General features: G+C 44.4%; 9 protein-coding genes. 4 read left to right on the top strand and 5 right to left on the bottom strand.

Annotation, left to right across the window (positions count from 1 at the left end; translation table 11 throughout):
- Nucleotides 1–181 precede the first annotated feature (181 nt).
- Entirely contained in the window at nt 182–2071 is a 1890-nt protein-coding gene (locus DD616_RS03865) for a methyl-accepting chemotaxis protein (RefSeq protein WP_013868194.1), read from the bottom strand.
- 118 nt (nt 2072–2189) lie between these two features.
- Here DD616_RS03865 and DD616_RS17495 point away from each other — a divergent pair, with 118 nt between their 5' ends.
- Complete coding sequence (locus DD616_RS17495) at nt 2190–2399, top strand: hypothetical protein (RefSeq protein WP_038169496.1); 210 nt, start codon at nt 2190–2192, stop codon at nt 2397–2399.
- Between the two features lie 333 nt (nt 2400–2732).
- Here the strand turns inward: DD616_RS17495 and putP are convergent, their stop codons facing one another.
- The 4 genes from putP to DD616_RS03840 all read right to left on the bottom strand — a co-directional run bounded on the left by putP (nt 2733) and on the right by DD616_RS03840 (nt 9250).
- On the bottom strand, nt 2733–4223 hold the full coding sequence (putP, locus tag DD616_RS03855; RefSeq protein WP_017044927.1) for a sodium/proline symporter PutP: 1491 nt from the start codon (nt 4221–4223) through the stop codon (nt 2733–2735).
- A gap of 68 nt (nt 4224–4291) precedes the next feature.
- Entirely contained in the window at nt 4292–4990 is a 699-nt protein-coding gene (locus tag DD616_RS03850; RefSeq protein WP_017042347.1) for a 1-pyrroline-5-carboxylate dehydrogenase, read from the bottom strand.
- A 21-nt stretch (nt 4991–5011) separates the two neighbouring features.
- On the bottom strand, nt 5012–8134 hold the full coding sequence (gene putA, locus DD616_RS03845; RefSeq protein WP_208871483.1) for a bifunctional proline dehydrogenase/L-glutamate gamma-semialdehyde dehydrogenase PutA: 3123 nt from the start codon (nt 8132–8134) through the stop codon (nt 5012–5014).
- Between the two features lie 291 nt (nt 8135–8425).
- Nucleotides 8426–9250 carry an AraC family transcriptional regulator gene (locus DD616_RS03840; RefSeq protein WP_017042345.1) on the bottom strand — a complete coding sequence of 275 codons (825 nt, stop codon included), beginning with the start codon at nt 9248–9250 and terminating at the stop codon, nt 8426–8428.
- 426 nt (nt 9251–9676) lie between these two features.
- Here DD616_RS03840 and DD616_RS03835 point away from each other — a divergent pair, with 426 nt between their 5' ends.
- The 3 genes from DD616_RS03835 to DD616_RS03825 all read left to right on the top strand — a co-directional run bounded on the left by DD616_RS03835 (nt 9677) and on the right by DD616_RS03825 (nt 13784).
- Complete coding sequence (locus DD616_RS03835; protein WP_026028446.1) at nt 9677–10780, top strand: PEGA domain-containing protein; 1104 nt, start codon at nt 9677–9679, stop codon at nt 10778–10780.
- Between the two features lie 156 nt (nt 10781–10936).
- Nucleotides 10937–12757, top strand: coding sequence for an SUMF1/EgtB/PvdO family nonheme iron enzyme (locus DD616_RS03830; protein ID WP_013868201.1), 1821 nt, complete (start codon nt 10937–10939; stop codon nt 12755–12757).
- 310 nt (nt 12758–13067) lie between these two features.
- Nucleotides 13068–13784, top strand: coding sequence for a helix-turn-helix transcriptional regulator (locus DD616_RS03825; protein ID WP_017046874.1), 717 nt, complete (start codon nt 13068–13070; stop codon nt 13782–13784).
- The last annotated feature ends 32 nt before the right edge of the window (nt 13785–13816 follow it).

Below are 13816 nucleotides of genomic sequence, written 5' to 3'. Positions count from 1 at the left end.
ATAATGGCTTACAGCGTTAAACCAACCTATCATCACAAGGCATTGTGATATAAATCACATAGAATAGGGGAACGTTAGAATAAAAAGACTGAGGAGAAAAAAGGAAAAGAAAGTGAGCAAGCACCCACTTTCTTGGTTGTAATCTATTTATCGCCTCTTTACTTTGAGTACGTTGAGATGATTACAGTTTGAAACGAGAAATTTCTTTATCTAACTCATTCGCTAAACGGTGCATTTCATGAGCTTGTTGCACTGCATTTTGCGCATCACTGGCGAGTTGGTCGCTGACTTCACGTACCGATTCGGTGTTGCCATTAATATCCGCTGTCACCAAAGATTGCTCTTCTGCTGCTGATGCAATTTGTGTCGCCATATCACTGATCATCTGAATGGCTTCGCTGATTGCGTGTAAGCTTTCTCCTGTATGGTTCACATCTTGCACACTTGTTTCGACCAGTTTATGGCTTTCCGTCATGACAGAAACAGCATTGGTCGTTACCTTTTGCAAACCGGAAATTTTAGACTGGATCTCCTCGGTAGAGGCATGAGTACGCTGAGAAAGCACTCGGACTTCATCAGCTACAACGGCAAAGCCACGACCTTGCTCTCCGGCGCGCGCCGCTTCAATCGCCGCATTCAAGGCCAACAAATTTGTCTGCTCTGCAATCGAGCGAATGGTCGACAGAATGGTTGAAATCTCATTAGCGTGCACTTCTAATTCACCAATGATACCCACTGCACTGCTAAGCTCTTGTGCTAACTGATTGATTGACTGTTTGCTTTGCTGCATCTGGCGATAGCCTTGTGCACCAAGCTCAACCGATTCATTGGCATTTTTAGCGGTATTATCAGCATTGCCCGCGATTTCAGCGGTCGCAGATGCCATTTCAGTTACCGCAGTTGCAACCATAGTAATTTCATCTTGTTGAGTACGAATCCGTTCACTACGTTGACTGGCTGAGCTCGCGGCCTGTGTCGCTCCTTGGTTAAGGGAAACGGAAACATCACGCACGCTTTGCACCATGACATGGATGCGATCGACAAATTTATTGAACTTATCCGCTAAGATACCGACTTCATCGTCACTGCGAACGGCTAAACGACGGGTTAAATCGCCATCACCTTCGGCGATATCTGACAAAGCTTGAGCAATATTACTCAACTCATTCAACTGACGAGCGACGAACCATGAGGTCGCTAATGCCAAGATCACTAAAATCATCAAGCCAATCAAGCTCTGTTTCAATAGCATGTCATTGAGTGGCTGTTCAAGAACCGTTTTGTCCATCACCATAACCAACAGCCAGTCGGTATGTTCAATACTTTGCGCCATCAATACTTTGGCCTGACCATCAATATCAACAAAGAGTGGTAATTGAGAATTTGCCGCCTCTGATATGCTTTGAATGGTCAGTTGTGAGGCCATTTCTTGGGTAGGTTTTAAAATAAGCTCTTGATTGGGATGGGCAACAATTAGCCCCTTGGTATTCACCAAAATAGCATTGCCCTTCCCAGGAACCTCAATAGCTAAGACGTCCTTGATCAATTTACCCAAAGCTAAATTGGAAGCGGCGACGCCAATCAGTTGGCCATTTTGACGGACAGGTTCTGCCAATGTCACCACTAAGGTTTGCATGGTAACGCTGACGTAGGGGGCGGTTGTGATCGGTTTACCCGCGACTTTGGCTTCTTTATACCAACCACGCTCACGAGGATCATAACCATTTTGGTTACGCGATCCGTCATTGCGGATCATATCGCCCTGTTCATTACCGTAATAACTCAGCCCAAATTCACCAGACTCCAAGGTTTGGCGTAGGTGAGGAACAATGTCTAATTGTGGATTACGCTCGATTTCGTTTTTTAATCCTAGCAGCGTTTTTTGTTTGCCATTAAACCAGTCACCAATCCCTTTTGCATGAGCCTGTAATGTATTACGCGCTTCACTCTCAATCGCTCTCCAGCTGTCGGTTTTAAAGGTTTGATAGCCAACCATAACCAATGCAGCGGCTGTCAATGTAATAGCAGCAACCACAGAGAACACCATTTTTCTCTTTAAACTCAATTGCATTGCAATGCTCCTTGAAGCTTGTTCACCAAAGTAATGGGCTTGAGAGTATTACAACTATGGATTATTACTTTGCCTAAGTTCCCAATACTTGACACTCGTGCAATAGAACGGCACGTGAATGTGCGCTAAATCAAACTTAGTCAGCCGAATAAAAGCAAAATTATCTTTTGAGCGAGAAGCGCACTACGCCAAAAAACTTAGCGCAGTGCTGGAAGTATTTAGAGAACGCGGACGCGTGAGAAGTCAGTGTGGCTTAATGTTGATGGGTGATTACATACTCGGCAAAAACCTTGCTTTTCCATTTTGTAATGAGGTTCACCTTGTATAATGAGCGCAAAAAACTTTTGAACACCTTGCCACGTTGAACAAGGTTCTGACTGACAGCGCTTCATTACGACTTTATGTGGTGTCTCTTTACGACAGCAGGTGCAATAAGCTTTTGACATGGTCCAATAATCCCTACAATTTGCATCATTATTGATAATTGACACATTTTGCGCCTAGAGGTTCATTTTTCTCAAACTTTAGTGTGTGTTTCGTGAGCTATCTTCAAAAAACGTCCATCCCAATCTCCTTATTTTCTGCTAAGCACACTACACAATCTAACCTGTACAAAAAAGCCCCTCAGAAAGGGGCTAGTTATTGAACAACGGTATGAATGTCAATCTAGTTCAACCAGCTGCTTTTTAAAGGTCACGTGCTGTGCTCTCACGCTCTCTTCGGGTTCAGCTGTCGCTAAGCTCACCACAACGATCGCAAGTACAGAGAAAATGATCCCAGGAACAATTTCATACACATCAAACCAACCGCCAGACAGTTGTTTCCAAACCACAATTGTCACGCCACCAACAATAATGCCGGCTAGTGCACCATTGCGGTTCATTCGAGACCAATAAAGGCTCAATACCACTGCAGGGCCAAATGCGGCGCCAAAGCCCGCCCATGCATACGAGACTAAGCCGAGTACGGAACTATCTGGTGTCATGGCCAGCACTAACGCAACGATAGAAATTAGAATCACAGCAAAGCGGCCAACACGAACGATCTCCTCCGACGTTGCATCTTGCTTGATGACTTGCTTGTAAAAATCTTCCGCTAGCGCCGAGGAAGAAACTAATAATTGCGAGTCAGCGGTACTCATAATTGCTGCAAGAATAGCTGCAAGCAAAATACCTGCAATAACTGGATGGAAAATCGCATTCACTAGCAGCATGAAGATTTTTTCACCATCTGCCAGCTCCAGCGAACCTGTGTTCGTCACATAAACAAGCCCAACTAAGCCAACCAACAAGGCTCCCGCCATGGATAAACCGGTCCAAATGACCGCAATACGACGTGCAGTGGTGAGATCTTTATTTGAGCGGGAAGCTTTAAAGCGCGCCAAAATATGGGGTTGACCAAAATAACCAAGCCCCCATGCCATTAATGAGATAATGGCAACACCCGTTAACGGCTCACCTTTCACATCATGCCACAGCGTTAGTAGCTCTGGGTTTATTGCGGATAGATCTTGACTCAGTTGACCCAAACCACCGTTGATTGCCGCGATGGGCACAATCATTAATGCCGCGGCCATCAATAGGCCTTGCACTAAGTCAGTCCAAGAAACGGCTAAAAATCCACCAAACAGTGTATAAGACACCACACAAATGGTGCCAATAATAACTGCGGTTGAATAATCTAAACCAAATACCGTTTCAAATAGTTTACCGCCAGCCACAAGGCCAGAACTGGTATAAAAGAGGAAGAACAGCAAAATAAAGAAGGCTGAAATGGTTTGAATCAGTTTAGATTTATCATTAAAACGGCGTGATAAAAATTCAGGTAATGTTAATGAATCTGTCGTGATGCTATAAGTGCGCAAGCGCTTAGCATTCACTAACCAGTTAGCCCATGTGCCCAATAATAAGCCACCCGCTAGCCAGAAAGCCTCAATACCAGCGGCGTACGCGTAACCAGGTAAACCGAGCAATAACCAACCGCTCATATCAGATGCACCCGCCGATAAAGCCGCAGGCCAAGGGCCCAGTGATCGCCCTCCTAAGAAATAATCTGCGGAGTTCTTCGTTCGAAGGTATGCAACCACACCAATAGCCAGCATCAAAATAAGATACAGGATAAAGGTGGTTGTAATAGCAAAGCTATTTTCCATTGTGTTTGTCCTCTTTAAAAGATCGCCTTCCATGTCCTCTTCCGAAGAAGAGGATAAAACAGAAAGGATTAATGGGTTTCGCTACCAAGCTCAAGCAAGGTCGCATTACCACCCACTGCTGTTATATTTATTGTGCGAGTACGCTCGGTAATAAAGCGCAACGATAAGTGAGGATCATGAGCCACGGGGATCGCGCTCAAGTCCGTTTCAGAAACTAGGCTGACAATCGCACCATTACGATCAGCTAGCTGACGGTTGAGGCTACGCTCAACCGAAGTGTTCCCAACGTAACCTACACTTCGAACGTCCGACGCCATCAACGGATGATAAGCATCAAAAGACGTAAACTGAATGAGATTAGTAGGGAGTGTTGACTGCTCAAATGCCGCTTGCAGTGTTCGAATCAACATCGCATCGTCACTACATAAGACGACGCTATTGCCTGCCACAAGAGCGGCACAAAGCTGAGCTGCCACCGCCTGTTGCGCTTTATCACTGTGTTCACCTTGGATGATCACAGCCACGCCCCGACCTGCGGTGTATAGCTCATTGGTTTCTCCAGTAGGACCGATCAATTGATGCGAATGCGCCAACAGCGCCGATGCCTGATGAAGATGGTAAGAAATCACTGTTGCCAGTTGTGGCATAGCGCTTTCTAGTAGATTTTTAAATGAAAGTAAGCACTCACATTTAGAATCAAAATCGGTGATATTCCAATTTTCCCATGCTGAAAAAGCGTCAGAAAAACGTGTTACTTGATGAACCATGCTAATTCTCCTGAGCCTTTATTACTGAGAAAATTCAGTTTGAGTAAAACGGTATAAGTAATGTGGGCCACCTGCCTTTGGTCCGGTACCAGAAAGCCCCTGCCCACCAAATGGTTGCACGCCCACCACCGCACCCACTTGATCACGGTTGATGTAACAGTTACCTACTCGGGCGTGTTTTTCTATCCAACGATACGTCGTTTCATTGCGGCTATGGATCCCCATGGTTAAACCAAAACCAGTTTGATTAATTTGCTGCACTACATCGGCCAGCTCACGCGCTTTAAAGCGCACGATATGCAAGATCGGCCCAAATTGCTCTTCGGTTAAGCAGTGAATATCTGAAATTTCAAAAGCCGCTGGCGGTACAAAATCGCCGTGTTGGCACTCCGCACTGAGTTCTAATTGCGCAACTTTGGTCTGTGTCTTGGTCATCTGTTCAATGTGAGAGAACAACTTTTGTTTGGCTTTTTCATCAATAACAGGGCCGACATCTGTACTGTGGAGGTAAGGAAGACCAATCTTGAGCTCATTCATCGCACCATGAATCAAGCTGATGATGCGATCGGCAATATCCTGTTGAACAAATAGCACTCGTAATGCAGAGCAGCGCTGCCCAGCCGAAGCAAAGGCAGAACGAATCACATCTCTCACCACTTGCTCGGGTAAAGCCGTACTATCAACGATCATCGCGTTTTGCCCACCCGTCTCTGCAATCAACGGCACTGGCGCGGCGTCACGTTGAGCGAGAGCTTGATTGATACGTTGCGCGGTCGCCGTTGATCCAGTGAACGCGACACCTGCAATGGCAGGGTGAGAAGTCAGCGCACTGCCAATTTCTGCACCACGTCCAGGTAACAATTGGATAACGCCGGCAGGAAAGCCAGCTTCCAACATCAGTTCCACGGCACGCGAAGCAATCAAACTGGTTTGTTCTGCGGGTTTGGCAACGACCGTATTACCCGCAACTAACGCTGCCGTGATTTGCCCAAGAAAAATCGCAAGAGGGAAGTTCCATGGGCTAATGCACACGAAAACACCGCGACCTTCACGGCTCACTTTACGCTTTTCATTATCAAAACTCGTCACTTCAAAGGGTGTTAACGCGGAAACTTGTTTGGCGTAATAGCGACAAAAATCTACCGCTTCGCGGACTTCATCAATGCTATCGTGAATGGTTTTCCCTGCTTCGTGATGACAAATGGCGACCAGTTCAGCCAAGTTCTCTTCGAGTAAATCAGCAAGTTTATCAAGTTTGCCCGCACGAACGCTGTGCTCTTCTTGCTTCCAAGCAGCAAAGGATTGCTCCGCTATTGAGATAGCTTCGGAAACATGATCAAGGTTGGCAAATACCACTTGTCCAACATGCTTCCTACGGTCATACGGCGCAGTCACAACTTCCGGCGATGCCCCTGCCTTGATCATGCTTTCGAGCAGAGCAACACCATTGATGATAGGAGAAGCATGCCACTGTTTACTGAGCCAACATTCTACTTTCGCTTCAAAAGGCGTTGCCTCACTTTCAATATCAATATTGACGCCATAGGAATTAACGCGCTCGGCAAAGATGTGCGGTGGCAAAGGAATTTTGTTATTTGGTAAAGAATCAAACGAGAGCAACATATCGACGGGATGTTGCGTTAACGTATCAATAGGACAACGGGCATCGACTAAACGATGCACAAACGAACTGTTCGCACCATTTTCAAGCAATCTACGAACTAAATAAGGCAGTAAGTCTTTATGACTACCTACTGGAGCATAAATTCGCACCGATTGTTGATAGGCTTTCATTGCATGATGATAAAGAGCATCACCCATGCCATGCAGACGCTGGAACTCAAAATCTTTGTGTTGTGACATCACCGCAATCGCGGTCACGGTTTGTGCATTATGACTGGCAAATTGAGGGAAAATATGGCCACGAACGCCCTCGCTTAAAAGAAAACGAGCGCAAGCCAAATAGGCAACATCAGTAGCTTCTTTACGTGTGTATACCGGATAGTTGCTGTAGCCACTTTGCTGAGACCACTTCACTTCGCTATCCCAATACGCCCCTTTGACTAAACGCAGTGGGATCACATCACCTTGCTGTTTCGCCAACCCATTAAGCCAAACTAAAACGGGTAAAGCGCGCTTAGAGTAAGCTTGTACAACTAAACCAAATTTCCCCCACCCTTTCACGGGCTCACTGCGATATATCTTTTCAAATAGCTTTAATGACAGCTCTAAACGGTCTGCTTCTTCTGCATCAATAGTGATCGCCACATCTAGCTCGATAGCACGGGCTAAAAGCTGTAGCAGTGTGCTATAAAGCTCGCTCAGCACGCGCTCTTGATTAGCCACTTCATAACGCGGATGCAATGCAGAAAGCTTGATTGATACGGACGGTGCCGGACTGGTTGATAAGCCATATTTCTCGCGGCCAACCGCCTCAATCGCCATCAAATAATCTTTAAAATATTTATTGGCATCGGCTGTGGTTAACGCTGCTTCACCGAGCATATCAAATGAATAGGTATACCCTTTATCACGCATAGGACGGCCATTTTTTTGTGCTTCTTCAATGGTTCGGCCTAGCACAAATTGGTGGCCCATCACCTTCATCGCTTGGTGCATCGCCTTACGAATCACTGGCTCAGAAAGCTTATTCACTAGACGATTAACCGCCTGCGTTGGACTAGTCGTATCCACATCAGCAAGGCCAATCACTTTACCAGTCAGCATCAACCCCCACGTGGACGCATTGACAAAGACAGAGTCAGAATTTTTCAGATGAGATTTCCAATCCGCAACGCTGAGGCGATCTTTAATAAAAGCATCCGCGGTTTCCGCATCGGGAATGCGCATCAGAGCTTCAGCCAAACACATCAACAAAATACCTTCTTGCGTATCTAAACTGTACTCAAGTAATAAGGCATCGATCATTTGCACCGCTTTTTTGTCGGCTCGGATCGCTTCGATTAACTGGGTTGTTTTATTTAATATCGCCGATTTTTCTGATTCTGTAGCTGTTGCCAGCGGTAATAACTGCTTCAGCCATTGAGATTCGTCCACCATATAAAGTGGAGAGATCAGCGACCACAGCTTATCAAGCGGTTGCTCGATAAACTCTGCATTCAACACATCTGTTGCTGTAAACATGCGTTTTCCTCAATCTCACTCCCGAAAAAGGTCGGGTTTCCTGCAATGGCTGGCAGTGTATTTTGAGCGCGAGAAGAATACTTGTCAAAAACTCCGAGTTTTTTGCTAAAAACTCTGGCTATTAACAAAATAAAAACACAATCACATCAATTGACATCATGCACAAAGCAGAAAATAGCAACATTGTTTCCAAAATTTAACCAAAGGTGCACGTGTTGCCGATAGTTCAAGGCAAGCAATATAAAAATGATGTGGGAATTACAAACAAAAAAGAGGCAGGGATATAAAGAATTAGCGACGACACAATTTTCGGTATTGCGATGGAGAAATACCTTGCAAGCGAGTAAATGAATGAGTGAAGGTACTTTGTCCAGAAAAGCCCGTTAATTCCGCAATTTGACCAAAACTCAAACAACCTTGCTCAATCAAATCTTTTGCCATATCAATTCGTTTACCTAACAAATATTGATGAGGCGTGATCCCCATTTGCTCTTTGAACAACATATGAAATTGGCTTTCACCTAAATAAACGCGGCCCGCTAATTGAGCGACTGAAATTTTACGACCAAGGTGCAGATCGATATAACGATCAATCGCTTCAAGATCAAAACGAGACTCTTTGCGATGCGTTTCAAATACAGAAATATGGCGTTGCAGTAATGCCATAACGGTGTCATTGCAGGCACGGCTCAACAGTAAATCATCAGGACTCGATTGCATCTCTTTAACTAGCAATTGGATCAGCTTTTGGATTTGCCCATCCAGCTGAAAGTAAATATCCGCATTCGACAACTCATTCATTTTTTGTAGAAGCAAAGGGTCATCTCCACAGGAGATTGGAAGGTTAAGCACTAAGATATCCGACTGCCCAACGACACCACCAAACGCATGGCCAGTTCCAGAGGTAACGACACAACCTTGCCCCGGCCCCACCAAATTGCCTACACCCTGTACTTCAAACTCAGCTTGGCCTTTTAATCCGATAACGACTTGGGTATAACTATGATCATGACACTCCATGTACGAGGGTAATGTCACTAACTCTGCCGGCCTAGGCGACAAAACTTTGTCATTTTGTTGATAGTTAGATAGCTTAGCCGAAGAAAAGTCACTCATATTGCTGCATCATGGTTGAGGTTAGAAGCTGATGTTATAACAAAACTATCAGGAGCGAAAACAAAGCTGTATTTTTTTAAAAATTAAACATCAAAGTGCATATGAAGCTTAAGCTTAGGGGTGAAATGAGATCGATTTTTCAAAACGGAACAATGATCAAGTGCACATAAATTACGGTCAATGTGTGTTCAATCCCAAAACCCCTAAATAGATCGAAAATAGAGACTTGCATATTTCGCTATTAGGCTCAAAATGAAGATGCACAATTATAAAATTTACAAAATCAGTCACCTAGTAATAGATTTAAGTGAATTTTGCTATTGTTCGGAATAAATTTTGCATTATGAATACAGCTTATCCATTAAAGCTGTCAAAAGTTTGTCTTTCCCACTTTTGTGGTTAAACGTTAATTTGTTGCAGGGACCTATGATCACACGTCGCATCCCAGCGCTATTGCTTGCGCTAAGCCCTTTTTGGGTATCTGCATCGGTGTACGCGGAAGAAGTTATTCAGGTAGATCCTGTCACCGCTATCGATGAAAAAATGACTACTAAACAAACGGAAATCGACGCGATTTCTGCAGAATACGAAGCAGAGGGAGCCAAGCTTCAACAACTTAAAAATGAACATGTTCGTATTAAACGAGAAAGTGAAGAACTTGATGCTAAACGCAATCGAGCCAAGTCTGCTTTGGACAAACAATATAGCCGTCTTTTAGATGATCCAGACACAGATTTAGCCTCGTTTCAAAAGAAGTACCAAGAAACATGGGCATCAGTGAAGCAGAACCAAGCTGAAGGCCTTGAGAATAATCAAGCGATGACCGAAGTTGAAATGCGCTTGTCTCAAATCAAACAGAAGCAAGCTCGTCTCAGTAATGAGTATGCGAACCTCGAAGAGTCGCGCATTGAAGCTAGGGTCAAACGTCTCGAAGCCGAACTGCGTGAAAGTAGTGTTCTTGAAACTGGCTATAAAACCACCTGTTCAACGACAATGACACTCGGTGAGTGTTCAAATCAGGGACAGCACCTTACCAAACAAAAAGCGGTAAAAACGTTTCGGGCCAAGTTGCTTGATGACCTAACCGAATCGGTCATTGCCAAGCAAAACCTGAAAGGCGTGGAACTTAACATCCATGTACAAGATAGCCAAATTATTCGCAGTGGTTTTGAAGGCAACAACGAATACTTCACCCAAATGCAAGCTCAGCTTCAAGCGAAACCAGAAGCGGTGGCTGCGTGTAAACTGCTTAACGTGTCAACTCGATACTGTTTGAAAGGCGGCGTGTCTGAAGGTACGCAAAAAAATGACAAACAGTGGGCAAATGTGACCGTAAGGTCGGATCAATACAACGATGCCGTAACCATCAACGGTATTAACTACGGCAGTACACCTGTTGAGATTGTTTTGCCCAATGGCCGCCACCAAGTTACCGTCTCTAAAGATGGCTACGAAACCTACAACCGGGTATTAACAATTAACGGCAATGATACGGTTTGGATAAAGCTAAGACCGAATAAAGAGGGTTAATTACCTCAAAAAAACTCTGTTTTTCTGTCGTAATTCACAAAGATGCGGTTAAAACGCCATTTTGTCATTAAGTTATTGAAAGATGACTTCAGACAAAATGGTGTTTTCGTTTAGAATAGACACAATGAACTAATAACTTAACTGAAGTAGATAATAATGCGACAAGGTTTACCCGCTCTCTTATTAGCACTTTCGCCTTGCTTAGTGGCAACATCGACGATGGCAGAAGGAACGCCTTCCTCAGTAATTGCCATTGATGATGCGTTGTTTACTAAACAGTCCGAATTACAGGCAGCCCAGAAGGCCACCCATGAACAACAAGTGGTTGTGAACAACCACAACAGTGAGTTAGACAGGCTAACAAAGCAAGCCCAACTCTTTGATAAGGCACTTGCAAAAGCAAAAACTGACTTAGAACGCGATTACATGAAAATGATTGATGATCCTGAACTGGACATCATGCCTTCACAAAATGCCTACCAAGCAGCTTGGGCTAATGTAAAGCAGAATCAAAAAAACCGTTTAGAAGCTGAGCAAAAACGCCAAGAGTCAGAAGCACTGCTGGCACAAAAAAGGGCCGAGCAGAACACGGTCAGCAAAAATATCAATGAGCTAGAACAGCATAAATTACGCGCGCGAGTTGAGCGCTTAAGAGATGAACTCAAACAGAGTAGCACCGAGAAAGTTAGCTTTACTAACGCTTGTAGTGCCGATATGACATTGGCTCAATGTTCGAAACAGACCACTGACTTAGCGCTCCAGAAAGCGGTAAACCAGTATCAAACCAAGTTAATAGAGGCCACAAGTGAGGCCAAGCTCGTCCAACAACATCTGGCCAATGTCTCTTTTAATATTCATGTACTGCGCCATAAAACCGTAGATTCAGGTTTCTACAATGGCAATAAGTACAAAGCCGTACTAGATGTTCAGCTTGATGCAAGACCGGATGAAAACACACCATGTCGGTTGTTGAATGTCGAATCACAATACTGTTTCGCTCCAGGCGAATACTCAGCCAATACAGAAAAACAGAAAGAAATTGCTTGGGTTACCCTATCGATTCGCTCGAACCAATACAGTGATAAAGTCTCTATCGACAATGTAAACTATGGTAGTACTCCCGTCGAAGTGATGCTTCCAGTGGGACCGCACATGATTACGATTGAGAAAGAAGGGTATTACTCATTTAATCAAGAGCTGAAAATCACCTCAGATCATACATTAAGAGCGAACCTACGAGAAAAAGACAACCTACTTAAACCTGGACATAAATTTGCTGATTCCCTCAAAGGGGATATTAAAGCTCCTGAGTTAGTCACTTTGATCTCAGGCGAATATTTGATTGGCGAGCACGCATCGAAACAAGTTTTCCTTGATCATGCTTTCGCAATTGGTTCAACCCCCGTAACTGTGGGTCAATTTGAAACCTTTGTGAATCAAACCACCTACCAAACTGATGCTGAGCTACAAAAACTGTGCACAGCAGTCGCCGAATCTGAAATTACCCCGATTGCAGGTAGCTATTGGCGCGACCCTGGTTTTAAGCAGTTGAGCAACTCGCCAGTGGTGTGTATTAGCCAAAATGATGCGAAGGCCTATACTCGCTGGCTAAGTAAGGAAACTGGCTATAAATACCGTTTGCCGACTGAAGAAGAGTGGGAAATTGCCGCTCGCGCTGGTACACAAACAGACTATTGGTGGGGAGATGATTTCGGAACTGGGAAAGCGAATACTGGCTGGAGTGGTACACCTTGGTCAAATAAAAGCACCTCTCCTGTGAAGTCTTTCGCTCCCAATGGCCTAGGCCTTTATGATGTTGTCGGTAACGTGTGGGAATGGACAAATGACTCAAGAGGTCAAGCAAAAGGTGGAGCATGGAGCTTCTCCCCTGCAACGGCGGCGGCTTATGGTAATTTGTTTATTGCTCCTGCTACTTCGGCAAATTATGTTGGCTTCAGGGTCATTAGGGAACTTTAGGTAAGCTGAACTAGCTCAGCCATTTATATAACAAAGGGGGGAATTCCCCCCTTTGTTATTGCACTCTCGTCGTCTAAAGTGGTGTTGAATATCAAACACGTTTGATATTTGATATCCATGTTGTATCCCTATGAATTTGCAACACCCTCGCAGCATTCATAGAACCTCTTCTGCACGTCGACAAGAAGCAATTCTTGTATTTATGCCAGCCCTTCTTCAGGCTGGCTTTTTTTATGTTCAAATACCGCTATAGATTACAACCCGCTATGCCATTGGTATTATATCAATATCATTGTTAGGAGAACCCGCTATGGTCAATTTCCTCAGCGCAGAACAAATTTCATTGTTTCAACAGCTTCCGGGATATTGGGGTTGCAAAGATCTTAATTCGGTTTTTGTTTACGCAAACAATGCTTATGGCAAATTAATTGGTGTTAGTGATGCAAAACAGTGCATTGGATTAACTGACTTTGAAATGCCAAGCCCGACAACCGCTTGCGCCGCAGAATTCCAGCAACAAGATCGATGTGTAATCTCCACAAAAAAACCGTTAAAAGTGCTGGATATCCACCCCTATGCTGACGGTTCTTGGCGCGCTCATATTTTCACCAAAACCCCATGGTTCAACGCACAAGGTGAGGTTCAAGGTACAATTTTTTTCGGGCAAGAGCTAACTGATACCGCTATTTTGGAAGTAGGCCATTGGATATGCCGAGCAACAGGTTTAACGACCACACAGCATTCCACAGGTGTTCTAGAACCCATTTCCGGGCCCCTAACCACAAGAGAATCTGAGGTTCTTTTTCTTCTGCTTTATGGAAAAAAGCCCAAACACATTGCTCGGGTGATGAAGATTTCGATAAAAACAGTGGAAGGCTATGAAGCAAAATTGCGACATAAATTTGCAGCCCACAGTAAAGAGCAACTTATCGATATGGCTCTAGACCAAGGTTATGGCTCAAACATCCCCAAGACCTTGCTCAAAACGCAATTATCCGTGGTACTCAATAGTGAATGCCCCATATAAATGAGGCATTCATTGCGACTGACTTTTAACAA

The sequence above is a fragment of the Vibrio anguillarum genome, assembly GCF_003390515.1.
GTDB classification, from domain to species: domain Bacteria; phylum Pseudomonadota; class Gammaproteobacteria; order Enterobacterales; family Vibrionaceae; genus Vibrio; species Vibrio anguillarum.
Note: the sequence above shows the minus strand (reverse complement) of the source record. Positions and strands in the feature narration are given on the sequence as shown.

What these genes read in the sequence shown, in the direction of transcription:
- DD616_RS03865 (WP_013868194.1), bottom strand. Translation starts at nt 2,071, where the DNA reads ATGCAATTGAGTTTAAAGAGAAAAATGGTGTTCTCTGTGGTTGCTGCT.
- DD616_RS17495 (WP_038169496.1), top strand. Translation starts at nt 2,190, where the DNA reads ATGTGCGCTAAATCAAACTTAGTCAGCCGAATAAAAGCAAAATTATCT.
- putP (WP_017044927.1), bottom strand. Translation starts at nt 4,223, where the DNA reads ATGGAAAATAGCTTTGCTATTACAACCACCTTTATCCTGTATCTTATT.
- DD616_RS03850 (WP_017042347.1), bottom strand. Translation starts at nt 4,990, where the DNA reads ATGGTTCATCAAGTAACACGTTTTTCTGACGCTTTTTCAGCATGGGAA.
- putA (WP_208871483.1), bottom strand. Translation starts at nt 8,134, where the DNA reads ATGTTTACAGCAACAGATGTGTTGAATGCAGAGTTTATCGAGCAACCG.
- DD616_RS03840 (WP_017042345.1), bottom strand. Translation starts at nt 9,250, where the DNA reads ATGAGTGACTTTTCTTCGGCTAAGCTATCTAACTATCAACAAAATGAC.
- DD616_RS03835 (WP_026028446.1), top strand. Translation starts at nt 9,677, where the DNA reads ATGATCACACGTCGCATCCCAGCGCTATTGCTTGCGCTAAGCCCTTTT.
- DD616_RS03830 (WP_013868201.1), top strand. Translation starts at nt 10,937, where the DNA reads ATGCGACAAGGTTTACCCGCTCTCTTATTAGCACTTTCGCCTTGCTTA.
- DD616_RS03825 (WP_017046874.1), top strand. Translation starts at nt 13,068, where the DNA reads ATGGTCAATTTCCTCAGCGCAGAACAAATTTCATTGTTTCAACAGCTT.